The 25,204-nt window shown below is 66.2% G+C and carries 17 protein-coding genes; 13 read left to right on the top strand and 4 right to left on the bottom strand.

Annotation, left to right across the window (positions count from 1 at the left end):
* Window positions 1-71 precede the first annotated feature (71 nt).
* Window positions 72-794: a helix-turn-helix transcriptional regulator gene (locus MP11Mi_RS13540; RefSeq protein WP_420039424.1), complete on the top strand. Its 723-nt coding sequence runs from the start codon at window positions 72-74 to the stop codon at window positions 792-794.
* Window positions 795-796: 2 nt separating this feature from the next.
* Here the strand turns inward: MP11Mi_RS13540 and MP11Mi_RS13535 are convergent, their stop codons facing one another.
* Complete coding sequence (locus MP11Mi_RS13535) at window positions 797-3,808, bottom strand: hypothetical protein (protein WP_420039423.1); 3,012 nt, start codon at window positions 3,806-3,808, stop codon at window positions 797-799.
* A 160-nt stretch (window positions 3,809-3,968) separates the two neighbouring features.
* Here MP11Mi_RS13535 and MP11Mi_RS13530 point away from each other — a divergent pair, with 160 nt between their 5' ends.
* Window positions 3,969-4,793: an alpha/beta fold hydrolase gene (locus tag MP11Mi_RS13530; protein WP_420039422.1), complete on the top strand. Its 825-nt coding sequence runs from the start codon at window positions 3,969-3,971 to the stop codon at window positions 4,791-4,793.
* 3 nt (window positions 4,794-4,796) lie between these two features.
* Here the strand turns inward: MP11Mi_RS13530 and MP11Mi_RS13525 are convergent, their stop codons facing one another.
* A complete protein-coding gene (locus MP11Mi_RS13525; protein WP_420712792.1) occupies window positions 4,797-6,191 on the bottom strand; it encodes an FAD-binding oxidoreductase in 1,395 nt (464 codons plus the stop codon).
* Between the two features lie 139 nt (window positions 6,192-6,330).
* Between MP11Mi_RS13525 and MP11Mi_RS13520 the strand changes: the two genes are divergently transcribed.
* Genes MP11Mi_RS13520 through MP11Mi_RS13495 form a run of 6 tightly spaced genes read left to right on the top strand, consistent with a single transcriptional unit; the run spans window position 6,331 to window position 13,739 of the window.
* Entirely contained in the window at window positions 6,331-7,023 is a 693-nt protein-coding gene (locus MP11Mi_RS13520) for a trypsin-like serine protease (protein WP_420042103.1), read from the top strand.
* Window positions 7,024-7,042: 19 nt separating this feature from the next.
* Window positions 7,043-7,396 (top strand): VOC family protein, encoded by a 354-nt coding sequence (locus MP11Mi_RS13515; RefSeq protein WP_420039421.1) that lies wholly within the window; start codon window positions 7,043-7,045, stop codon window positions 7,394-7,396.
* Between the two features lie 33 nt (window positions 7,397-7,429).
* Window positions 7,430-8,896, top strand: coding sequence for a DUF3375 domain-containing protein (locus MP11Mi_RS13510; protein WP_420039420.1), 1,467 nt, complete (start codon window positions 7,430-7,432; stop codon window positions 8,894-8,896).
* Window positions 8,893-9,492, top strand: a complete 600-nt coding sequence (locus MP11Mi_RS13505) for a DUF4194 domain-containing protein (protein ID WP_420039419.1) — start codon at window positions 8,893-8,895, stop codon at window positions 9,490-9,492. The genes MP11Mi_RS13510 and MP11Mi_RS13505 overlap by 4 nt, the downstream gene beginning before the upstream one ends.
* Window positions 9,489-12,857 carry an ATP-binding protein gene (locus MP11Mi_RS13500; protein WP_420039418.1) on the top strand — a complete coding sequence of 1,123 codons (3,369 nt, stop codon included), beginning with the start codon at window positions 9,489-9,491 and terminating at the stop codon, window positions 12,855-12,857. Before MP11Mi_RS13505 ends, MP11Mi_RS13500 begins: the two co-directional genes overlap by 4 nt.
* An 18-nt stretch (window positions 12,858-12,875) precedes the next feature.
* A complete protein-coding gene (locus MP11Mi_RS13495) occupies window positions 12,876-13,739 on the top strand; it encodes an SCO6745 family protein (RefSeq protein WP_420039417.1) in 864 nt (287 codons plus the stop codon).
* A 2-nt stretch (window positions 13,740-13,741) separates the two neighbouring features.
* On the opposite strand, the gene MP11Mi_RS13490 is transcribed toward MP11Mi_RS13495, so the two are convergent.
* On the bottom strand, window positions 13,742-15,250 hold the full coding sequence (locus tag MP11Mi_RS13490) for a DUF222 domain-containing protein (RefSeq protein WP_420039416.1): 1,509 nt from the start codon (window positions 15,248-15,250) through the stop codon (window positions 13,742-13,744).
* A 193-nt stretch (window positions 15,251-15,443) separates the two neighbouring features.
* Between MP11Mi_RS13490 and MP11Mi_RS13485 the strand changes: the two genes are divergently transcribed.
* The 5 genes from MP11Mi_RS13485 (at window position 15,444) to poxB (ending at window position 23,796) form a co-directional block, all read left to right on the top strand.
* Window positions 15,444-16,595 (top strand): acyl-CoA dehydrogenase family protein, encoded by a 1,152-nt coding sequence (locus tag MP11Mi_RS13485; RefSeq protein ID WP_420039415.1) that lies wholly within the window; start codon window positions 15,444-15,446, stop codon window positions 16,593-16,595.
* 172 nt (window positions 16,596-16,767) lie between these two features.
* On the top strand, window positions 16,768-17,760 hold the full coding sequence (locus MP11Mi_RS13480) for an NYN domain-containing protein (RefSeq protein ID WP_420039414.1): 993 nt from the start codon (window positions 16,768-16,770) through the stop codon (window positions 17,758-17,760).
* 101 nt (window positions 17,761-17,861) lie between these two features.
* Window positions 17,862-18,515 carry a DUF6319 family protein gene (locus tag MP11Mi_RS13475; RefSeq protein WP_420039413.1) on the top strand — a complete coding sequence of 218 codons (654 nt, stop codon included), beginning with the start codon at window positions 17,862-17,864 and terminating at the stop codon, window positions 18,513-18,515.
* Between the two features lie 99 nt (window positions 18,516-18,614).
* Window positions 18,615-22,004, top strand: a complete 3,390-nt coding sequence (locus MP11Mi_RS13470; RefSeq protein WP_420039412.1) for a DEAD/DEAH box helicase — start codon at window positions 18,615-18,617, stop codon at window positions 22,002-22,004.
* 58 nt (window positions 22,005-22,062) lie between these two features.
* Window positions 22,063-23,796 carry a ubiquinone-dependent pyruvate dehydrogenase gene (gene poxB / locus MP11Mi_RS13465; protein ID WP_420039411.1) on the top strand — a complete coding sequence of 578 codons (1,734 nt, stop codon included), beginning with the start codon at window positions 22,063-22,065 and terminating at the stop codon, window positions 23,794-23,796.
* Window positions 23,797-23,827: 31 nt separating this feature from the next.
* On the opposite strand, the gene MP11Mi_RS13460 is transcribed toward poxB, so the two are convergent.
* The gene (locus MP11Mi_RS13460; protein ID WP_420039410.1) at window positions 23,828-25,198 is read right to left on the bottom strand and encodes an acyl-CoA synthetase; all 1,371 of its coding nucleotides are present in this window, start codon (window positions 25,196-25,198) and stop codon (window positions 23,828-23,830) included.
* Window positions 25,199-25,204: the final 6 nt, after the last annotated feature.

Below are 25,204 nucleotides of genomic sequence, written 5' to 3'. Positions count from 1 at the left end.
CCGCACCTGACACGACCTGTGAACCAACCCGACACGATGGCGGCGCCGCCCACACGCTGAAAGGAGGGTGCATGGACCAGGTGCCCGGGCGTCTCGCGACGATCGTCCCCGAGAACTCGATTCGGTTCCTCGGCCACGACACCCACACGCACGACGAACCCCACCTCGTCTACGTCGGCGCGGGATCGGCGCGGCTGGTAATCGACGGCGAACAGGTGATGCTCGGGGTGCACGAGTCGGTCTGGCTGGCACCGAACGTGCCGCACTCGGCTCGCTACTCCCCCGGCAGTCTGGTCCTCGGCCCGATACTGTCCCCGTCGACGCTCCCGCCCGAACCCGTGCACCGCCTGGGCGCGATTCCGGCGGTCACCGCCGTGATGACCGCGATCCTCGGTGCCGCGCCGACCACAGACACTGAAGTACAGGTGTTCCGCACTGCGCTCGACGACGTCCTGACCCGGCTGCGTGGGCCGTGGTTCTCGCTGCCCGCGCCGACGCACCCGGTCGCGGCCGCAGTAGCGCGCGAACTTCCGTTCTCGTCGGAGTCACTGGATCAGATCGCCGCACGACATGGAGTCAGTGGACGCCACCTGCAGCGATTGTTCGTCGCCGAGACCGGTATCCCGTTCCGACAGTGGCGGGTCCGTTCACGCCTGAACGTGGCGGTCGACCGTCTGCGCGAAGGCGCGTCGGTGACGCGCGCCGCGTACGCGGCGGGTTACGAGACCGGTTCCGGTCTGCGGAAGGCGCTGCTGCGCGAAGCGGGAGTCGACGCCGACGCGCTGCGCCTGTAGGTCTATTTTTTGACGGCGGCGAGCGCAGCGGCTCGCACGGCGACCGCGTTCGCCGTGAGCAGGTCGGCCGACACCATTCCCGGGAAGTAGTCGGCGAGCGCCGCCCACATGGCTCGTCCCTCGTCGGTCAGGCCGCCCTTCTTGAGGCAATCGTTGGCTTGCAGTCGCGCGACGGCGGCGAACGCCATCGACTGCATCGACAGCAGCATCCACGGATTGGCCCCGGTGTCGACACCGTCGAGCGCTTCATTGCGTGCGGCGATGAGGTCGTACATCTCAGGCGATGATCGACGCACGTCCCGCAGCATCGTGTTGACGTGCCGCGGAGCCTCCACGCTGATCGGGTCGGCCATCCACTCCATGCGGTGGTGGAACGCGTCGATGGTCGCACTGGTACGCATGTCGAGGTCGAGGACCGGCCCCGGCACCAGACGGAAGTGCTCGAACAGCATGTCTACCTGGTCACGTCCCATGGATTCGACAGCCATCACGTTGCGGTCGAGGACTCCGGTCCGGGGATCGCTCATGCGCCCCGTCGCGAGCAGGCGGAGCAGTTCGTCGCCGCCGCGCGTAGTCAGATACGACTGGATCTCGTCGCGATCGGATGCGGCCGGATCGACGATCGCCGACATCGCGATGGTGCAGCCGACGTACGGGTTCGGGTGTGACGCGCTCGCCCGGTCGCTCGGCGCGAACGGCTGCTCGGCGAGACCCGAGCGGATGAGCAGGGCCGGGATCCGGCGTGGTGCGACGGGGCTGTCACCAAGCGCGACGAGCGACGCGGTCGGGTCGGCGATCAGCACGTCAACCGACGGCGCGGGACTCTCGGCGTCCGCTGCCTGCTCGGTGTCGAGGAGCATCCATGCGGCGGTCAACTCGTCTACGACCGGCGCCGACGACGGTGCGGCCTGGGCCGCTTCTCCCGCGCCACGGGTGACGGTGGCGATCGGTGCCTCGTCGGTACTGCCGTCCGCGTCTTCGATGACGGCGACGAGCGTGCCGCTCACCAGGCGTCGAGACGCTTCGGCGATCTGCTTGGTCGCCAACGCGAACTCGGTGCCCGCGTGCCCTTCGGACTCCCATTCCCGGACGATGTCGAGGTCACCGTCGAGCAGAGCGAACGAGACATCGACGCCGCCGGGGACATACACGGCGAGACGACGGTGATCGGTGGCCTCCACATCGATCACCGGCAGCGCGGTTTGCCACGCGGACGGGACGCCCGCCCGTTCGAGACGCACCAGCGCATGCGGCGGACGCACGAGCAGCTCCAGCTCCAATGACTCACCGGCCGACACCCTGGTCACCTTCTCGACGTCCGTCGGCCCGAAGACCAGTTCTACGTCGTCGACGGTCAGACCACCGTCGGCGGACAGCGCGGTGGTCGATTCGGCGAGGCCGTCGGCGGCGGGCAGCCGCACGGCAGGCTCGTTGGCGGCGTCGAGTCCCTCGGCGATGACGGCGACGCGCCGCAGATCCAATGCGTAGGAGTCGCTGACGACGATCTCGTAGATGCCGAGGAGCGGTGCGTCGACGCCGTCGAACGGGTCGGCGGACGTGATGAAGTCTTCGGCGGCCCACGGGTAGTCGACGAGCCAATCGAGGTCGCCGGCTCGACGCACCCGAACCCGCCATTCTTTGACGTCGTCGCCGTCGTGCGCGGGCAGGTCGACGAGTGGGCGCTCACCGAAGACGGGGTCGCCGTCGCGTGTGGTGATCCCAGGCAGCGGCTCGGGGAGTTCGATGCTCGGGCTCTCGGCGGGCCGTACCCGTCGGGCGGTTCCTCGGCGCCCGTCGCGGACGACGCTCAGCTCGCGGTGCCCAGCGAGATCGAGGGTTCGCAGGAGCCATCCGTCCCACGGACCGTTGCGGGTGTCGGTGACGGCGACCTTCTTCCGCCCCGTTCCCGCGAATTCGGCGTCCTTGGGGACGAGGGCGACAACCTCGCCCGCGGGGAGGGTGCGGTGCCGGGACATGACGCGTCCGTCGGGAGCGAACAGGACGATCGGGTCGCCGGGCAGGACGACCGGGATGGCGCGCCGCGCGCCGTTGTCGAGGTTGACGAGCACGCATTCGCGGAGAGCCGACGTCACCGGGACCACTCCCGCCTCGTCGGTTCCGACCCGAACTTGTTCGGGCGCATCGCCGGTCCACGCGCGCCACGTCGTCGGCTCCGCGCCGGGCGGCACCACGACGTCGAGTGTGCCTTCGGCCGCGTCGTAGCGCAGTTCGGGGAATCTGGCGTCGCACAGTGCGGCCGCTTCGGGGTCGCCGTCAAGGAAGGGCTTGTGCGCCAACCGGCTTCGCAGTGCCGCGAGGATTGTCGGCGGCAGATCGACGGTGGCGGCGGTGAGCTCGGACGCGGCCCAGGTCTCAGGTTCGGCGACGCTCGCGACGAGCACCGCGCAGATCCGCGCGAGGAACGTGACGGCGATGTCGGGCGCATGGTCGAGAAGCGCGCGGAATTCAGGGGGAAGATGCCTGCGGCGGTGGGCGAACCCGGGTTCGGTCAGGTGGTCGAGCACCACCGTGCCTTGTGGTGCTCGACCGGCCGACACGTGCTGTTCGATCAGGTCGACGAGGCCGCCGAGGGCGTGCGCCGGGATGCCCGCGTGCAGTTCGAGCAGCCACACGGGGTCGCGGTCGCGGAGCGCCTCGATGTCGCGCAGTCCGGCGGCACGGAACATGTCACCCGCGAAACCGGTGAGGGCGGCTTCGAACGACGGATCGCGATCGACGCCGAGTGCGGTGGCGAAGCCGTCCCAGAAGTCGGTCGACCCGTCACGGAGTGCGGCATGACCGACGAGCGCGGTAGCGATGAGGGCCGGATACCCGGTGATGAGCGCGAAGTGCGCGCCCGCGGGCATCTGCGACATCAACCTCCCGAGCTGGGAGTGCACGCGCCCGATCTCGTCGACCGTCGGATCGGTTTCGACGACGAGCTCCACGCCGGCGTATCGATCGCGAATACAGTTCTCGAATTCGTTGTCCTGAAGGGCCGCCGAACCGGTCATGCGCGCTTGTTCACCACACCTTTTGCTACTCGCGTCGCCGGGAGTCGCGACGCGTCGTGAAGCCATAAGTTACCCGGCGGGCGCGTATGGTCTCGAACCCTGACGGCGGGCTGTGGGAAGGCTCACCCGGATGCTCGGATCTGGCAGACTCGGAACCATCATGGACACCTTCACCCGCTGCGGCCTCACGTTCGACGTCATCGACTCCGGTCCGGCCGACGGCGACCCGGTGATCCTCCTGCACGGATTCCCACAAACCGCGTCGTCGTGGTCGCAGGTTTCGGAACTGTTGACGGCGCAAGGGTTTCGCACGATCGCCCCGACGCAGCGCGGCTACTCGCCGCGGGCGCGGCCCCGCGGACGGTGGCATTACCGGACGAGCGAGTTGACTGCGGACATCGTGGCGTTGGTCGAGCAGATCGGCCGTGGCCCCGTGCACGTCGTCGGCCACGATTGGGGTGCACTCGTCGCGTGGTCGCTCGCGATGAACCGCCCCGATCTGGTGCGCTCGCTGACGTCGGTGTCCGTGCCGCATCCCGGAGCCTTCATCCGGTCGATGACGCGGAGTCGCCAGGCTCTCATGTCCTGGTACATGTACTTCTTCCAGATCCCGTGGCTACCGGAGCTCGTGATCACCCGCATCCGGTCGGTGCTGCCGACCGGCCTGCAACGGACCGGCATGTCGCTCGACGAGGTCGCAGTCGTCCAACGCGAGATCGTCGATGGCTCATCGTTGACGGGAGGCCTCAACTGGTACCGCGCCATGCTGCTCGACGGTCCAGGCGCCCTCAAGCGCACCGTGTCCGCGCCGACCACCCATGTGTGGAGTTCCGGCGACACGGCGCTCGCTCGCAGCGGCGCCGAACTAGCCCACGAGTACGTGACCGGCGACTTCCGCCTCGAGATAATCGACGGCGCATCCCACTGGCTCCCCGACCAGCGCCCCGCCGAGCTCGCGACGATCATTCTGGACCGGATCAGTTGACCGCTACAGCAGCACGCCCGGGTTCAACAGGCCGTCGGGGTCGAGCGCGGATTTGAGCACGGTGGTGAGGTCCATGACGTCGTCGCCGACTTGGTCGCGCAGGTAGCCCTTCTTCAACCTGCCGACACCGTGTTCGCCGGTTATGGTGCCGCCCAATGAGATCGCCAGGCTCATGATCTGGCCGAACGCGGTGTTCGCGCGAGCCGTCTCGTCGGCGTCGGTCGGGTCGTGGACGATCAACGGATGTGTGTTGCCGTCGCCCGCGTGGGCGATCACGGAGATCACAACCCGGTTGTCTGCGGCGATCGCCTCGACTCCGTCGATGAGGGCGGGCAGCGACGGGAGCGGAACTCCGACGTCTTCGAGCAGGAGTGCACCGAGGCGTTCGACGGCGGGGATCGCCATGCGGCGGGCTTGGGTGAACGCCTCGGACTCGACGGGATCAGACGTCGAGAAGACTTCTCCCGCACCGCATGTGGCGAACGCACGCTCGATGAGTTCTACCTCGGCGGTGCCTGCGGGCCCCGGCGCGTCCGACTGGGCGACGAGCATCGCTCCGGCATCCCGATCGAGTCCCATTTTGAGCATGTCTTCGACGGCGTTGATCGACACAGAGTCCATGAACTCGAGCATCGCGGGCCGGATCTGAGCGGTCACGGCGAGGACGGCCTCCGACGCGGCGTGGACGCTCCCGAACGACCCGACGACGGTGCACGCCGACGCCTGCGGGGGCAGTAGCCGCAGGGTCACTTCGGTGACGATGCCGAGGAGACCTTCGCTGCCGACGAACAGTTTCGTCAGCGGCAGGCCTGCCGAATCTTTGAGTTGCTTGCCGCCGAGCCGGACGGCGCGGCCGTCCGCCAACACCACTTGCAGGCCGAGGACGTAGTCGGTCGTGACGCCGTACTTCACGCAGCACAGTCCGCCCGCGTTGGTGGCGACGTTGCCGCCGATCGAGCAGATCTCGAACGACGACGGGTCCGGCGGATACCAGAGGCCTTCCGCTGCCGCTGCGGCTTTGACTTCGGCGTTCAACATGCCCGGTTGCGAGACGGCGGTGCGCGTCGCGGTGTCGATCGTCAGATTCCGCATCTTCTCGGTCGAGATCGTCACGGCGCCGTCGACTGCCGTCGACCCGCCCGACAGGCTCGTTCCGGCTCCCCGAGTGATGATCGGGACCCGATGTTCGGCGCACCAACGGACCGCCGTCTGGACATCTTCGGTTGTGACGGGCCGGACCAGCGCGAGTGGGGTGCCCGCGTCGGGATCGTTCGCCCTGTCGTACCGGTACGCCCCGAGGATGTCTGGGTCGGTCACCACCATCCCGGGAGCGAGTGCGGCGGACAGGGTCGACAAGGCAAACACGGCAATGGTCGACGGGTCGGGGCGCGTAGACATGCCGCCAACGGTATTCGGCACACCTGCACGACGCGGCGCTTCGCCTCACATTGCGGCGCCGTTGGCTGTGATTGAATCGCTATCGAGCCGGCCGGGGGTCGGAACTCACTATTGGAAATGGAGTTCTGTCGACGTGAAGATGTTCAAACGTGTGCTGATCGCGGTCGCCGCGGTCGCCGCCGCCGCGGCGCTGGTGCCCAGCGGACCCGCTGATGCCGCACCACGGGCCACAGTCGGAGGCGGTTCCGGAATCATCGTTGCAGGAAATGCCCTGTGCACCATGACGGCGGTCGGGCATGACCGCACCGGACGTCTCGTCGGTCTCACCGCTGCTCATTGCGGCGGCATCGGCAACACCATCCAGGCCGAACGCAACCGCAAGGCAGGCGTCATCGGGTCCATCGTGACCCGCAGCAACAGTCTCGACGTCGCTGTCATCGCGTTGAACTCGTCGCGCGTCAAGGCGGTCCGCCAGGTCGGCAAGGCGCGGATCACGCGTATCGGTACTTACCCGAAGCCGTTCTCTAACGTGTGCAAGGCTGGCCGCACCACCGGGTTCACCTGTGGGCCGACCCTGGTCCACGACGGGGACGCCGCACTCAACTATGTGTGTGCCGACCACGGCGACTCGGGCGGCCCGATCATCGTCGGCGGCCGCCTCGTCGGCATGCTGAATGGTGCGTTGCGCATCGCGGGCGCGGGCACCCCTTCGATCCCCTGCGTCAATCCCGCGTTCCCGGTCTACAGTCCGATGATCGCGACCAAGATGACCGAGATCCTGCGTCCGCTCAACCGGACGTCCCTGATCGGATCGGGTTTCCGACCGATCTGAGGGGCCTAGACTGCCCCGTATGCAGGCAAAGCAGGTAAGCACCAACATCGTGGTCGCCGATATCGACCAGGCGAAGGCGTTCTACCAGTACTTCCTCGGTTTGCAGACCGAGGAGTTCAACCTGGGATGGGTGGCCCGGTTCACCGATGTCGAATCGGGCGCGCACGTGCAACTCGTCACGAAGGATCTGACCGCGCCCGAGGATTCGGCGTTGTCGGTGCACGCCGACGATGTCGACGCCGCGTATGCCGAGGCTCAACGACGCGGCTACGAGATCGTCCATCCGCTCACTACCGAGGAGTGGGGTGTGCGGCGGTTCTTCGTGCGGGCGCCGGACGGGACGCTTCTCAACATCGTCGCGCACCGCGGCTGACCTATCGGGTCGGCCACTCGCTACCCTGGCTCAGTGCAATTCGACGAGATCGTCGCCGTGCGGAAGTCCAGCGCGGCGTGGAGGCTGCTGCGCGCGGACAACGCGCCGCTGGTGCTGTCGTTCCTCGGTCGGGTGTTCATCGACGACAACATCCGAGAGATCTCCGAGTCGGGTCTGATCAGTCTGCTCGACGACGAGCTGTATTCGCTCAACCAGCGGCTCGGCGCGGACACCTATCCGCGGGCGCCGAAGGCGTATCTCGACGAGTGGGCGTCACCGTCGGCGGGTTGGCTCCGCAAGTACTACGTCATCGACAGCGACGAGCCGCACTACGATGCGACGCCTGCCGTCGAGCGCGCCGTCGCGTGGCTCGGGTCGCTGCGCGAACGTGACTTCGTCGGCACCGAGTCCCGGTTGAACACGGTTTTCGACCTGCTCCGGCAGATGGTGTACGGCACCAACACCGATCCTCAGGTCCGGCTGGCGGAGTTGCGTCGACGACGCGCCGAGATCGACGCGGAGATCGACGCGGTGGAACGCGGCGAGGTGAGCGTCCTCGACGCGACGCGCCGCCGCGACCGCTACCAGCAGTTCAGCGAGGTCTCGCGCGCCCTGCTCTCGGACTTCCGCGAGGTCGAAGCTAACTTCCGAGCGTTGGACCGCCAGATGCGTGAACGCATCGCTACCTGGCGCGGCACCAAGGGCGAACTGCTTGACGAGATCGTCAACAATCGCAGCATGATCGCCGACTCCGATCAGGGTCGCAGCTTCCAAGCCTTCTACGACCTGCTGCTGTCGGCGGACCGGCTCGACGAACTCGACGAGCTCGTCCGGGACGCGCAATCGTTCTCGGACGTCGCGGACGGCCGGATGGCCAATATTCACCATGACTGGCTCGATGCCGGTACCCGCGCGCAGGACACGGTCCGCAAGCTTTCCGAGCAGTTGCGGCGATTCCTCGACGACCAGGCGTGGTTGGAGAACCGTCGCGTCATGGACCTGCTGCGAAACATCGAGGCGTCGGCGTACGTGTTGCGGGAGGAGCGGGTCGACGACTTCGTGCACGAGGTGGACTCCCCCGCCCCGACGGTCGTACTGCCGATGGAACGTCCCCTGTACCGTCCGACCGCGACCGTCGACGTCCACAGCGACGACATCGAATACGGTGAAGCCGAAGGTGATTCGGATGCGTTGTTCGAGCAGATCCACATCGATCCGGCTCCGCTCGTCGATGAGGTCCGGCGACGTCTTCGCCGCCACGATCAGGTGACGCTCGCCGATGTGCTCGCGGAGGCTCCGCTCTCGCAGGGACTGGCCGAGTTGATCACCTACCTGTCGTTGGCCGACGAGAGCTTCACCAAGATGTTCGACGAGGACACCACCGAGTACGTCAGTTGGACGGACGAGTTCGGCGATCACCGCACCGCAGGCGTACCCCGCGTCATATTTGCACGCCCGCTCACCGCCCAGTCGGCGAGTCCATTCCAGGAGACACCATGAGCCGCACTGTCCCCCGCGACGAGCTGAATCTGTCGTTGGCGGTGACGTCGCTGATGAAGGGCGTCGTCTACCGCGATTCGGCGGAGACCACGTGGCAGCACGTTGTCGGGTTGCCCGCCCAGGTCAGCGACTATGTGGCGACTCTCGGTCTCGCCGTGGTGATCGACGAAGCGGAGGGCTACGCGTTCCTGCGTTCGCGGAGCGACGACGAGCTAGCCGAAGTGGGGATTCCACGTCTGGTCGCCCGACACCAGTTGCCGCTGCACACGTCGCTACTCCTCGCGTTGCTCCGTAAGCGGCTCGCCGAACACGACACGACGGATGCCGGGAATCGGCTGATCTTGACCGGCGACCAGCTGCGCGAACTGTTGACGCCGTTCTATCCGACGACGACGAATGAGGCGCGGACGGTCGATCAGACCGATACCGCGATCCGTCGTGTCACCGACCTGGGGTTCTTGCGCCGAATGCCGGGGCAAGACGGGGAGTACGAGGTTCGCCGCGTCATCAAAGCGTTCGTCGACGCGCAATGGCTCGCCGACCTGGATACTCATCTGGCCGAGTACGCCGATATCGCACGGGAGGAGACGCGATGACGGGGCTGTTCGCCGCGACAGAACTGGAGAACACCGAGTCGTCGGGCTCGGGCTTCCGGCTGCAGAAATTCCAGGTGTTCAACTGGGGAACCTTCGACCAACGAGTATGGACACTCGATCTCGCGGGCGAGAACGGGTTGTTGACCGGCGACATCGGTTCCGGCAAGTCGACGCTCGTGGATGCTCTGACCACGCTGTTAATGCCTGCCCATCGCATCGCCTACAACAAGGCGGCCGGCGCGGAGGCGCGCGAACGGGATCTTCGCTCGTATGTGCTTGGCCACTACAAGTCTGAACGCAACGACGCGTCCGGGTCGTCCCGCCCCGTGGCGTTGCGCGGCATGTCGAACTATTCGGTGATTCTCGGGGTGTTCGCCAACAAGGGTTACGACGAGACGGTCACCCTCGCGCAGGTGTTCTCGATGCGCCACGACAGCGGGCAGCCGGAGCGGTTCTTCACCGTCACCGACCGGGCTCTCGACATCGCGACCGACTTCGCTGACTTCGGCACCGACCTCCGTGCGTTGCGGAAACGTTTGAAAGACACCGGTACTCGTATTCACGAGCACTTCCCCGAGTACGGACGCGACTATCGACGCAGCCTCGCGGTGCGGTCCGAACAGGCGATGGAGTTGTTCCATCAAACCGTGTCGATGAAAGCAGTCGGCAACCTCAACGACTTCGTCCGAGACCACATGCTCGAACCGTTCGACTCCACCGGGTGGGTCGACACGATGGTGGCTCACTTCGAGGATCTGACGGCTGCGCACGACGCCGTCGTCCTGGCGCGGCGGCAACTCACCGAACTCGAACCCTTGCTCGCCGACTACGACAAGTACACGAGCCACATCGAGATGTCCGCGGAGATGCGGCATCGTCGCGGCGCCCTCCGGTTCTACTTCGCGGATCGCCGTTGCGATCTCCTCGAAACTAGTCTCGCCGAGTCGAACCGTGACCTCGCCGCCACTCGAAGCGCGTTAGAGGACGTCGACCGCGACATTGCCGACCTGCGGATAGCGTTGCGCGAGTTGGAACTTCGACAGGCCGGCCTGGGTGGCAACGACATTGCCGCATTGGAGGCTCAGATCGTCGAAGCTCAGCGCCAACGCGACGAGCGCGCGGCCGCCCACGAGCGGTACACGGGTCTCCTCGACGATTCCGGGCTCGCGCCGGTCGCCGAGCGCGGCCAATTCGAGCAGCGCCGCAGCGAGGTCGCCGACGCCGTCGATGCGCTGGACGCCGAGATCGCGGACGTCGCCAACGGCATCACAGAATTGGTCGTCGATCGACGTCAGATCGACGGCGAGGGGCGACGCGTCGCGGGCGAGATCGCGAGTCTGCGCGGTCGGACGAGCAACATCCCCGAACGTAACCTGCGGATGCGGGAATTGATCTGTGCCGGCGTCGGCTTGACGCATGACGAGCTCCCGTTCGTCGGCGAGTTGATCGGTGTCCGACCCGATGAGAGCCGCTGGGAGGGTGCGGCCGAACGCGTACTCCGCGGGTTCGGGCTGTCCCTTCTGGTGTCGGCCGACCGGTACGACAAGGTCTCCGCGTGGATCGACGCCAACCACCTCGGCGGTCGCCTCGTCTATTTCAAAGTGCCCGAAAGTGTCTCATCGAGGACTGCTCCGACGCCTCCGGCGAACGCGCTCGTCCACAAGCTCGACATCAAGGACGGGCCGTTCTACGCCTGGGTGGAGCGTCGGCTCTTCGAACGGGCCCGACATGCGTGCGCCGAAACCCTCGACGAGTTCCGGAATGCCGACTACGCGGTGACCGTCGCAGGCCAGGTCCGGTCGGGCGGCGGACGGCACGAGAAGGACGATTCGCAACGCGTCGACGACCGTCGCAACTACGTCCTCGGCTGGAGCAACGAGCAGAAGGTCAACGCGCTGTTCACCGCCGGGCAACGCGTGCAGGACGATCTGAATCGGATCGATTCGGGGATCGAAGAGCTGGAGGATTCGCGTCGCCGGCTGATGAATCGCCGTAACGCGCTCACCGGGCTGGACGCGTACCCGAGTTTCGATGCTCTCGACTGGGAGTCGGCGGCCGCGCGGGTCGCCGAGCTGACGGACCGCAAGACCGACTTGGAGCATTCGTCCGACGAGTTGGCTGAGGTCACCGAACTGGTCGCGTCGACGCGTGACCAGTTGTCGGTCGCCGACGCGACACGCGACGGCCTTCGCGACAAGGTGTCCCGGCTGGAGATGACCCGCAACCAGGGCGAACAGACCCGCGATTCGGCGCGGCTCGTGTCCGCCGAGCCGGGTTCGGCCGACGCCGCGACGCATTTCGACGCCATCACGGTGTCGATCGGCGACGTCGATCTGACCGTCGACTTGTGCGCCGAGTTGGAGGCTTCGTTGACGGAGTCGTTGACGGATGCGGCCGACCAGCACACCTCGCGCGCTGGCACGTTCTCGACGCGCGTGGTGAATCGGATGTCGGAGTTCAACCGCAATTATCCGATCTTGACGACCGAGTTCGATCCGGACATCGCGTCGGCGGATGAGTACCGCGAACTGCACCGCCGATTGGCGCACGACGATCTGCCTCGATTCGAGAGCGACTTCAAGAACTACTTGAACACGAATGCGATCCGCGACATCGCGATCTTCGCGGCAAAGCTCAACAAGGAAGTGCATCTAATCGGGTCGAAGATCGACACGATCAACGAGTCACTGTCGGGAATCGAGTACAACCCGGGTCGATACATCCGTCTGGAGGTGAACCCGAGTACGTCGCAGGAGATCAAGGAGTTCCGTGCCGACCTGCGTCGGTGCAGTGACGGCGAGATGGAGATCGGTGCCGAAGAGGAGCAGTATTCGGAGGAGAAGTTCCTCTTGGTGAAGGCGATCGTCGAACGTTTCCGCGGCCGGGAGGGTTTCGCCGACGTCGACCGGCGGTGGACCGAGTTGGTCACTGATGTCCGGAGCTGGGTGACGTTCGCCGCGTCGGAACGCCATGTCGACGATGACGAGGAGTACGAGAACTACACCGACTCGGACGGCAAGTCGGGCGGGCAGAAGGAGAAGCTCGCCTACACGATCCTCGCAGCATCGCTGGCGTACCAGTTCGACCTGAAGTGGGGCGCGACGCGCTCGCGCGACTTCCGTTTCGTGGTCATCGATGAGGCGTTCGGGCGCGGTTCGGACGATTCCGCACGCTACGCGCTCTCGCTGTTCGCGAAGCTCGGATTGCAACTGTTGATCGTCACCCCATTGACGAAGATCTACACGATCGAGCCGTTCGTGTCGGCGGTCGGCTACGTCGAGAACCGGGGCGGAAGCTATTCGCAGTTGCAATGCCTGACGATCGAGCAGTACCGCGAGTCGAGACGAACACGCGAGACGGTGTGAACTGGCACAGTGGAGGTCATGTCGCTTGACCCCACTGCCGCTGTCGCCCGCCGTGCCTATGAGAGTCTGGAACCCTTACACGTCATCGCGTACTTCAATCCTGGTGTCGGGCGTGCTCAGGACGCTCTCGGGTTGGACGGTTACGCCTTCTACGTCGGAGGGCGCGGCGCGCCGCTCGCGGGTGCTCCCGCGTCGCTGGTCGCTGCGACGTTCTACAACTTCTCGCCGACACTGATCGCTTCGGCGTGGGATGCTGCCCATGCCCGCGGTCTCGATGCGGTCGACGCGAGCCGCTACGAGATGCTCGACGAGCAGTTCCTCGCGATCTTGGGCGCCGACTGCGCGCAGCTCGCTCCGCTGGTCCCTGAATTTCAGGCGGTCGTTGATGTGTTGCCCTTCTCGGGTCGCCCGTTGGCGGCGGCATGGGCGTCGACTCCCGTCCCCGACGAACCACATCTCGCCCTGTGGCGGACGTGGACGATCGTCCGTGAGTGGCGGGGTGACAATCACATCGCCGAACTCGTATCGCACGGCCTCGACGGGATCGACGCGGGAGTGTTCCACGAGTCGGAACTTCCCGATCCGACGACTCGTCGTCGGGTGCTCGGCCGCAAGCTCTTCCAGTTGACTCGCGGATGGTCAGACGACGAATGGTCGGAGGCGGTCGAGCGGCTCGCCGTTCGTGGCCTGATCGAGCCGTCGGGAGACACCCCTCGCCTGACGGATGCCGGCTTCGCGCTCTACCAGGAGATCGAGGCTCGCACGGACGCCGTCTCGGGCACCGCGTTCCCGGACGGTCTCGCCGACCTGGTCGACCGCACCCGCCCGTTCGTCAAGAAGATCATCGACGCCGGCATTCTGCCCGGGACGAAGAAGAGCTGACCTCAGAACGGCGGCTCACCGTCGTGCGCGACGGTGACGAGCCGCGCGGCTTCGGCGCATGCCCGCACGTACCGCCGGTGCGACCGTATCCGCATTCGGTGCGCGTGCTTGGCCTGTGTACGGGTCCTGGTCCGTTCCGGTTGGCTGTCGTAGTCGATTACGCCGGGTGCCGCCGGGTTACCGTGGCGGCACGGCACGAGCCCCAAGTCCGGTAGGAGCCATTGATTTCGGGCGCGTGAGCGCATTGTGAAGCCGGTCGGCGTCGTCACCTCAGTCCAGATCACCCCGTTCGCGTCCACCACCTGATCGTCGATCCAGTTACCGGCGAACGTCTTCAAGACATGGTGGAACCGACACTTCGGGTTCAGGTTGCACGGGCACGTCGCGCCGCCGACCGCCGGGTCGGCGTGGTTGAACTCGACCTGGTGGTCCAGGTCGCACCGCCATGCCGGCCGAGCACATCCCGGGTCGGTGCACGTGCCGAACACGGCACGCACCGCCGTATCGCACGCCGCGGTCGGACGGTACGAGTTCCCGGCCTGCGCGGCGCCGTCGGCCAGTCCCGCGATGTCTAGCGGCCGCACCACCGCGTCCGACTGTGCCGCGATTTCCCGCACATGGTGTGCGTCGAGGACACCGAATCCGTCCAACCACCCGGCCTTCTCGGATTCGCCGGCGAGCGTGGACGAGTCGGCGACCACGTGCACGACGACCTTCGCGAACCGGTCCGCCACCACCGAATCCGACGCTGTCGCCGCGCAATCGGCGTCACCGCAGTCGCATCTGAACTCACCGTGGGTCAACAGCGCGACCGCCGCATCGTGGCGCCGTATCCCACGCGTGCGCGGGTCGTTCCCACACACCGCGTCAGCGACCGCGTTCACCGAGGCATCGATCACCGCGGCGTCTTTGGGCGTCGTCGCGATCGTCACATCCGAGCCGTCCACATCGTGTGAGACCGTGATGCCTTTGCCACGCATCTGGCGACGTTCGCGCACCCCGTCGGGGTCAAGCTCGGCGACCGAGCGGCGCGCGGCGTTCGCCGCGTCGGTACGCGATACGCCACCCATCTCCCGCAGATCCGCGGAGGTCGCGGCATCAACTGCCGCGATCAGGTCGGCATCGGCGACACCGGTCGCCTGCAGGACGATGTCGCCGAACGCCGCCACACTGATCACGCCGTCCCGCATCAGCCGAGCGACTTGCGGCAACCGTTCGGCCGCCTCCACGGCCAGGTGGACTTGGCGGTCCGCCGTCGACGCGGCCACACACAACACCGTCGACACCTCGCGAGCGACGCTGGCGAACACGTCAACTACCCGACGATCTACCGCGTCCAGCCCCACGTCGGCCTCGTCGGCCGTAGCGGACAGCATCGCGTAGATGGCCTCGAATCGCAGGAACATCAGTAGGCCTTCACCAGCATGCAACGCGTGCACCACCGCACCGTCGGCCTTCCCACCGACCCCGATCGGCCGGAGGTCGACTCTCGACCACACGCTTTCCGACATCGTCTCCCCCTCCCTGGACCTATATCGAACTTATGTTCTAATTTTAGATTGCTATCGTGACCTATCCAATAGTTTTATCGAATATCTTTTCTATCTCTGCGTACTATGTGGGTCTCGTGATTCGCCGTGTGCTCGGTCATGCACGTGCGAGGATCGCTACTATTGACATCCAGAACCACTGGGAGGAATCCCTTTGAAGCGCACCATCTTCGGCGATGAGCACGAAGCATTCCGCGACACTGTCCGACAGTTCTTCGAGACGAAGGTGACGCCGCACTATCCGGACTGGGAAGCGGCCGGGCACCCTCCGCGCGACTTCTATCGGGAGGCGGGCGCGCTCGGCATCATCGGCATCCAGGTGCCTGAGCGGTTTGGCGGAGCCGGCGTCGAGTCGTACAAGTTCAACGCGATCGTCACCGAACAGGCCGTTCGGGCGCACATCAGCCTGGGACCGTTGCGCGTCCACATGGATCTCGTCCTGCCGTACTTGCTCAAGTACGCGAACGACGAGCAGAAGCAGCGGTGGCTGCCGGACTTCGTGGCCGGCGACCTCGTCACCGCGATCGCGATGACCGAACCGGGGACCGGCTCAGACCTCGCAGGCATCCGCACGACCGCGCGGCGCGACGGCGACGAGTACATTCTCAATGGCGCGAAGACGTTCATCACCGGTGGCTACAACGCCGACCGCATACTCGTCGTCGCGCGCACGTCCCCTGCCGATCCGGACAACCGCAGGACAGGTTTGAGCATCCTCGTCGTCGACACGACTAGTCCGGGCTTCGAAGTGGGGCGAATCCTCGAGAAGATGGGCCTCAAAGCCCAAGACACCTGCGAGCTGTCCTTCTCGGATGTACGTGTGCCCGTCACTGATCTCCTCGGCGACGAGGGCAGCGCGTTCGGCTATCTCGGGCACAATCTGCCGCAGGAACGTCTGACGATCGCCGTCGGCGCATGGGCGGCAGCGTCGCACGCCGTCGAGTTGGCCAGGGACTACACGTCCGAGCGGAACGTGTTCGGTCAACCCGTCTCGTCGTTCCAGAACACGAAGTTCGTGCTCGCCGACTGTGCTGCGGACGTCGCAGCAGGTCAAGCCTTCCTCGACAACGCCCTTGAGGCACATGACGCGAGTGAACTCACTGGTTCCGACGCCGCCGCGCTGAAACTGTGGATGACCGAAATGCAGGCTCGTGTCGTCGACAAGTGCCTGCAGTTGCACGGCGGCTACGGCTATATGTCCGAGTATCCGATCTCGCGGCTCTACGCCGACGCCCGCGTGAGCCGAATCTACGGCGGGACCAGCGAAGTCATGCGGTCGATCGTCGCAAAGTCGCTAGGTCTGTAAAGGGCACGAAAGGTCTGTAAAGGGCGCGAATCTACTCAGCCGCGTCCAACCGCTCGGCGCGGTACTCTTCCCAATCCGAGTGCTCCCCCGCGACGGCACGCCGTGACCGGCGACATCTGCGACTCCCCGGAAGTCCCTGATTCAACACGTCGGCCGTGACACAGTGAACGCCATGCGATCGACCTGTGCTCTATACATCGACGCCGGCTACCTGCTGGCCGCTGCGGCGACCAGAGTGACCGGGACGTCGCTTCGCAGCGGCATCCATGTCGAGTACCTGAAACTCATCGAGTCCCTCGTTCGCACCGCCGAGAAGCAGTCCGGTCTCCCACTGCTCCGCGTCCACTGGTACGACTCTGCCCGCAACGGAGTACCGGACGCGCGGCAGGAACGGATCGGCGAGATCCCCCGTGTCAAACTCCGCCTCGGCCGCTTCGGCATGGACGGCGAACAGAAGGGCGTCGACCTCCGCATCGGGCTCGATCTTGTGACCCATGCGCGCAACGACGCCTCCGACGTCTTCTTTCTCATCTCCGGTGACGACGACCTCACCGAGGCCGTCGAAGAGTCACAGGTGCACGGCATCCTCGTCAACCTGCTCGCCGTCCCGATCCGCGACGGCAAACCCCACGGGGTCAGCAGGCACCTGATCCGAGCCGCGGACGACATCCACACGATTGACGGCGCGACGATCGACGACGCCATCGTCAAGATCGAGCAGCCGCCGGTACCCGAAGGCGACGGAAGCGAACCCGCCCCGGTCGCCGCGCCCAAGCCGGGACCGAAACCCGGCCCGCCTGCGACGAAGACTCCGCTCGACGTGGCGGTGGCCGCGCGACACCATCCCGAACCGTGCCGTGAACCGACCGAGGTCCTGGCCTACAGTTCGATCACCGGTTCCACCGGCCTCGTGATGCCCGGCTACGAAGCCGAGGTGAACGACGACATCGTCGACGGCGTCGTCGCGCGGGTTCTGTCGTCATTCCGCGAAAGTGCAACTCCCGAAACGATTCTCACGCTCGAGCGCGACAAGCCGTCAATACCTCGCGACATCGATCGGGCGATGCTCCTCGACGCGTCCGACGCCCTCGGCGTATACGACTTGGATGACGGCGTCCGCTTCCGACTCCGCGCACGCTTCTGGGAGATGTACAGCGGTTCGTGACCGACTCGCAGGCCCCGACACGAGTCGCACACCTGTGCGATCGAGTCGGAGTGGTGTGAGAAAGTGGTGTCAGTACCGGAACTGACGAGAAGGACCAGCCCATGCCGCCGCGCCGCCGCTCCACCCCCGTGGCCGAATCGTTGACCTCCGACGACCTCACGAAGCTGGCCACCGCGTTGACCGAAGGGCGACGAGCCACGGTCTATCTCCGCGAAGGAGTACCCAGCCTCGGTCTCGACGCCGGGAGTTCAGCGAAAGTCGTATCGATCGCGGGCACGACCGTCACCGTCCGTCCGCGCGGCGTCGACGACGAACTCCCCTACGAGGCAGACGAACTGCGGATCACCAAGACCGCGCCGCCGCAGCCCGAACCAGCGAAAAAAGCCGTCCGGCGGAAGGCTCCGGCTCCGGCTGCCGCTCCAGTTGCTGCCCCGGCGACCGTGCCGCCCGCTCCCAAGCCGCGACCCCGCACCCCCAAGAAGGCGACTCAATCGCTTACCGTCACGATCCACGGCAACGCCGACAACGAATGGTCCGTCGCACTGACCCGTGGAGCGAAGAAGCCACAGCGATCACGCTCTGTCACCCCGGAGTCGGTCGACGCGGCGGTCCGCGAACTCGGCGACGCCACCGCCCGCGACGCCGTCACGTCAGTGTTGAACGCGGCCCGCGAAGAAGCCAAACGCCGCGTCGAAGAACTCAGCCGCGAACTGGCGGCAGCCAAGGAAGCACTCGCGGCTATCGACAAGGCGTAGCGCGGCCAGACGAGATCTGGGCGGCAGCCACGAGACCACGCTCCGCCTCCTCCTGGGCGCTGACCGTCGAGGTCGCTTCCGTCGATAGGCTTAACACCGATGCCAACCACTCGCTGGACCCCGCAACAGACCTCACAGATCCTGTCATTCTTTGACACGGGAAGTCTGTCCCGCGGCCGCGGCTACGCGCAGGCAGGACTCGTGCACTCGATCTCGTGGTCCGCGGGCACATTGTCCGGCCGATCCGAAGGCAGCGGCGGGCGAACCTACGACTGCACGGTGGACGCCGTGTTCAACGGCGCGCACGCGCAAGTCACCACCCGGTGCACGTGCCCGGTCGGCATTTACTGCAAACACTGCGTCGCCCTCATCGTGACGGCGACCGCCGGTAGCAAGTCGGAGCCGACACCACCGGCACAACCCCCGAGGCCGCCGACCGGAGCGCTTGAGATGAGCCGCTGGCGAACCCTCGTAGACGAGATCACCGCCCCGGCGACCACAGCTCGACCGGGCACCGACTCGGGCCCCGAGCTGCCGCTCGCGATCCAGTTCTCGCTCGATCTCGATGCGCGCGGACACCGTCGCGTCTACGCGCGCCCGATGACGCACGGGGCACGCGGCAGATGGGTCGCGGCGCGGGTCACGTGGAAATCGCTGCTGACCACACGCCGTCCCGGCGACAACCACGATCCGACTGCGCTCGCACTTCTCGTCGACATCGGTGGGATCCTCGCCGCACGCACCCAACGGTCCACTCCGCCGGACATCCTGCCTGTGTCGTCGGCGCCCGCACGGATCTGGCCGGTCCTCGCCCAAGCCGCCGACGCCGGTATCGAATTCATCGGCAAAGGCGGCTGGGGGCAACCGCAGACCGTCGCGTTCGACGCCGGGATCACGACCGGACTGCACGTCGGTCGGTTTCAGAAGCACCTCAACGTCGGAGTCGAAGTGCTGGTCGGTGGCCGACCCGCCGCCCCCGAACACGTCCACCTGATCGGCTCCCCGCGACCGCACGGCGTCGCTGTTCTCGCCGACCGTCACCTGAGCCTCGGCCCACTGGCGAACCTGACGTCGTCAGAGGCGATGCTCCTCACCAGCCGCACCGAGGTCACCGTCCCCGCTGACGACGTCGACGAGTTCCGAGCCTCACTCGACACCTTGTCGGCAGGTAGAGCGGTCACGTTCGGCGACGACGTCTTCCCGCCTGGCGACGTCGACGGCCCGCATCCTGTTTTGGTCGTCGACTTCACCGGGCACGGTGCCACCACCCGGTGGGAAGCCGAGTACATCGCCGACGGCGAATCGATTCGCGGCGCCGCGACCGACCACACGAATCCCCGCCGGGTCCGGCGGCGCGCCGACGAACACAAGATGTGGACTGCGCTCGGCCCGGAATTGGCGTCGGTCGCCCAGGTGTACCGCGCATGGTTCGACGAGACGACCGAACGTCTCACGCGCCGCATCTACCAGACTCCGCGACGCGACGAGACCACCACACTCGTCGACCTTCGGCAACGGCTGTCCGACGCGCCGACCGTCGCCGACACACTCGGTTTCCTACCCGTCGACCAGTTGGTACGCGAGTGGTCGCTCGACCCCATCGAGGCAGCCGTCCTGACGGGCGACGTCCTCCCCGAGCTCGTCGCGGGCGGGAAGGTCCACGTCGACATCGTCGGCGACCAGCCCGACTACCGTCGCCCCGACGACGCGCCGATCCTGCGGTTCAGTGGAGACGCGACCACCGACTGGTTCGATCTGTCGATCACCCTCGACGTCGACGAACACCGGATCCCGATCTCCGACGTCATCGCCGCACTCGCCCGAGGTGAGACCCACATGCTGCTGTCGGACGGCACCTACTTTCCGCTCGACACCCCCGAACTGACAACGCTCCGCGAACGTCTCGCCGAAGCACGTGAACTCGGCGACCTCGCCGGCGACAGCGTCTCGTCGACGACGCTGAACGTCACCCTGTGGGAGGAACTACTCGAACTCGGGGTGGTCGACGAACAACTCGCACAATGGAAGGCGCGCCTCACCGCCCTCGCGACGGCGAGACCACCCGCCCCGGTCACGCCGCCTGCCGGTCTGAACGCGGAGCTTCGCGGCTACCAGCGTGACGGCCTCGACTGGCTCACCTTCCTGTGGGACAACGAACTCGGCGGCATCCTCGCCGACGACATGGGCCTCGGCAAGACATTGCAGACACTCGCTCTCTTCCAGCACATCATCGACGACGACCCCGGTGCGCGCTTCCTGGTAGTCGCGCCGACATCGGTCGTCGGCAACTGGGCAGCCGAGGTCCGCCGATTCGTGCCCGGTATGCAGGTCGCGACCGTCGCGTCCACGGAGAGGCGCGCGGGTGTCCCCCTCACCGAACAGGTCGGCGACGCACAGATCGTCGTCACCTCGTATGCGCTGCTGCGGATCGACTACAGCGCGTTCGCGGAGCTCACCTGGTCGGGGATGGTGCTCGACGAAGCGCAGTTCGTGAAGAACCACACGTCGAAGACTCACCAGGCGGCGCGACGTCTACCCGTCCGCTTCAAGCTCGCGATCACCGGTACTCCGTTGGAGAACCGGGTGATGGAGTTGTGGTCGCTGGTGTCGATCGTCGCGCCGGGACTCTACAATTCGCCGAAAACATTCAAAGAACACTTCGCCGACCCCATCGAGAAGGGCGAAGAGCCCGAACGTCTCGCCGTCCTACGGCGTCGTCTCCGTCCGATCATGTTGCGCCGCACAAAGAGTCAAGTCCTCGCAGATCTGCCCGCAAAACAGGAACAGTTGCTTCCCCTCGACCTCGACGCTGAACACCGCAAGGTCTACGATCGGTTCCTCGCACGCGAACGCCAAAAGATGCTCGGCCTCCTCGACGACTGGGAGGGCAACCAGATCAGGATTCTGCGTGCTCTCACGCAGCTCCGTCAGCTCAGCCTGCACCCGGGCCTCGTCGACGGACAGCATGCGGCTCTGGAGTCGACGAAGATCGCATACCTGGCCGAACAGATTCCGATCCTGACCGCCGAAGGCCACAGCGCGTTGATCTTCTCCAGCTTCACTGGGTTCCTGAAACTCGTCGCCGCCCGATTCGAGCGGGACGGCATCGAGTACAGCTACCTGGACGGCGCCATGTCGGCAACCAAACGCGCCGAACAGATCGAGCAGTTCATGGCAGGCGACACGGGCGCGTTCCTGATCAGTCTGAAAGCCGGCGGATTCGGCCTCAACCTGACGGCAGCCGACTACTGCTTCATGACCGACCCGTGGTGGAATCCGGCAGCCGAGGCGCAGGCCGTCGACCGCGCCCACCGCATCGGCCAGCGGCGCGCCGTCACCGTCTACCGGATGGTGTCCACCGGCACCGTCGAAGAGAAGGTCGTCGACCTGCAGAACCGCAAACGCGAACTGTTCGACGCGCTCATCGACGACGGCTCCGCGTTCTCCGGGAAGATCACCGTCGCCGATGTGCGCGGCTTGTTGGAGTGACCAGGCGGTTTGACCGACCTCGCGTTGGAGGGGCGAAGGCAGCGTACCTTTGGATGCCATGAGCTACACCGTCGCTGACCTCATCGTCGAGACTATCGAAGCCGCCGGAGTGGAGCGGGTGTACGGCATCCCCGGAGACTCGCTCAACGGATTCACCGATTCACTGCGCGAGCATCCACGCATCGTTTGGCAGCACGTCCGCCACGAGGAGGCCGCCGCGTTCGCGGCATCCGCCGAAGCTGCGATGACGGATTCGCTCGCGGTCTGCGCAGGCAGTTGCGGGCCCGGCAACCTCCACCTCGTCAACGGACTGTACGACGCACATCGGTCCCGGGTCCCGGTGCTCGCGATCGCCGCGCAGATCCCCGGCGCTCTCGTCGGCACCGGCTACTTCCAGGAGACACACCCGGAAAGCATCTTCGCCGAATGCAGCGCCTACTGCGAGACCGTCAACACCGTCGACCAACTGCCCTATGTGCTCGACATCGCGATCCGCACCGCGATCGAACAGCGCGGCGTATCGGTCCTGGTGATCCCCGGCGAACTGTTCCTCGCCGAGTTCGAGCGACCCGAGCGAGTCACGCGGATCCGTGCCGCGGAGTCCGTGGTCCGGCCGAGCGATGAGTCACTGGCGATCGCGGCCGCGCAACTCAACGAGTCCGACCGGGTGACGATCCTCGCCGGCGCCGGAGTCCAGGGTGCGCACGATGAACTCGTTGCTTTCGCCGACGCGTTGCAGGCGCCGATCGTGCACGCGTTGCGCGGCAAGGAGTTCGTCGAATACGACAACCCGTACGACGTCGGGATGACTGGCCTGCTCGGCTTCTCCTCCGGTTATCGTGCCGTCGAACACTGCGACACGCTCGTGATGGTCGGCACCGACTTCCCGTACTCTCAGTTCCTGCCGTCGGACGCATACGTGATCCAACTCGACATCCGGGGCAGCCAGATCGGTCGACGAACCCGCGTCGACCTTCCACTTCTCGGGTCCGCACGCGACACGCTGCCCGCGCTCACCGAACTAATCAACCCCGGCCGCGACGGCAAGCACGCGTCCAAGTCGCTCGACCACTACCGCCGCACCCGAGCCTCACTCGACGACCTGGCCACGCCGTCCGATCCCGGCGATGCGGTCCACCCGCAGTATCTGACCAAGCTCCTCTCCGACGGTGCCGACGCCGACGCGGTCTTCGTGCCGGACGTCGGCTCACCTGTCGTGTGGGCGGCCCGCTACCTGGAGATGAACGGACGACGACGGCTGATCGGCTCATTCAGCCACGGCTCGATGGCGAACGCGCTGCCGCACGCGATCGGTATCGCGTCGGCCGCTCCCGGCCGTCAGGTGATCGCCCTCGCCGGCGACGGCGGGCTGGCGATGCTGTTCGGCGAACTCCTGACGCTCGTGCAGGCGAAGCTTCCGGTTAAGGTGGTCGTGTACAACAACTCGTCACTCAACTTCGTCGAACTGGAGATGAAGGCGGCAGGCTTCGTCACGTTCGGCACCGATTTGGAGAACCCTGACTTCGCGCGCGTCGCCGACGCCATCGGTATCCGCGGCTTCCGCGCGATCGACTCGCAAGAACTGCCGCAGACCGTCAACGACTTCCTCGCCCACGACGGTCCGGCCGTCCTCGATGTGCGCACGGACCGGCAGGAGTTGTCGATCCCACCATCGATCACCGCCGCCCAGGCGAAGGGCTTCACCCTGTACGCGTTGCGGACCGTCATGTCCGGTCGCGGCGACGAAATCCTCGATCTCGCCGAGACCAACCTGCTCAAACGCCTGTTCTGACGGTCCGCGAGTCAGCGGAGCCGACATTCATCTACCACCCGGTCAGCAACGTCTTCTTCTGCACCTTCCCCATCGCATTGCGCGGGAGTTCGTCGACGACGCGGACTTCGCGGGGACGTTTGTGCACGGACAATTCCGCCGCAACCGCCCCGATGAGATCGTCTGGTCTAGCGAGGTCGCCGACGATAAAAGCAACGATGCGCTGCCCGAGATCCGGATCGGGTACGCCGACGACCGCGGCGTCACGGACACCCGGCTGGGACAGCAACACGTGCTCGACCTCCCCTGCCCCGATCCGGTAGCCGCCGGACTTGATCATGTCGACCGACTCTCGGCCAGCGATCCGATGGAATCCGTCGGTGTCGATCGCCGCGATGTCGCCGGTACGGAACCAGCCGTCGTCGGTCGTCACCTTCGCGGTCGCTTCCGCATTGCCGAGATATCCGTCGAACACGGTCGGTCCGGTCACTTCGAGTTCGCCTAACGTCTCGCCGTCGTGCGGCGCGAGCCGCCCGTCCTCGCCTCTGATCCGAGTCTGTACGCCGTCGATCGGCACACCGACCCATCCCGGCCGACGTTCGCCGTCTGCTCGGGTCGACAGCGTGATCACCGTCTCGCTCATCCCGTACCGTTCCACCGGGGCGGTTCCAGTGAGTTCGGTGAGCTTCTCGAACACCGGGACCGGCAGCGGCGCACTCCCCGACACCAATAGGCGCGCGGACGAGAGTGCTTGCGCGGCAGACGGATCGTCGCAGACTCGACTCCACACCGTCGGCACGCCGAAGTACAGGCTTCCGCCTGCTTCGGCATAGGCGGTCGGGGTAGGGCGCACCGTGTGGATCAGCGGCGACCCGACGCGCAGTGCACCGATCACCCCCAGGACGAGCCCATGCACGTGGAAGAGCGGGAGCCCGTGGACCAGCGTGTCCTCGGAAGTCCACTCCCAGGCGTCGGCGAGGCCGTCGATGGACGCCGCCAGCGCACGCCGCGAGAGTCGGACCCCCTTCGGCTTCCCGGTGGTTCCCGACGTGTAGACGATCAGTCCGACAGCCGATTCATCCGGCTCCTCGAAGACCGAATCGCTACGCGCCGCCACGTCGACGTCGGCTGCACACAGCCACACCTGGGCTCCGCTGTCGTTGAGAATGTGGGCACGTTCGGACTCACCGGCATCGGCCGGGACCGGTATTACGGGCACCCCGGCCATGAGGGCCCCGACCACCGCGACGACAGTCTCCATGCTCGCGGCACCGTTGACCGCGACGGCATCCCGGCCCGCGACGGCCTCAGCGACGACCGAGGCCGCGCCGAGCAGTTCCCGGCGAGTCAGCGTGACGTCGCCGACACGTACCGCATCGCGATCGAGGTCGTCGGTGAGCGATGCCAACAGCGGTCCGTACACGGATGC

Source organism: Gordonia abscondita (genome assembly GCF_032711245.1).
GTDB lineage: Bacteria > Actinomycetota > Actinomycetes > Mycobacteriales > Mycobacteriaceae > Gordonia.
Note: the sequence above shows the minus strand (reverse complement) of the source record. Positions and strands in the feature narration are given on the sequence as shown.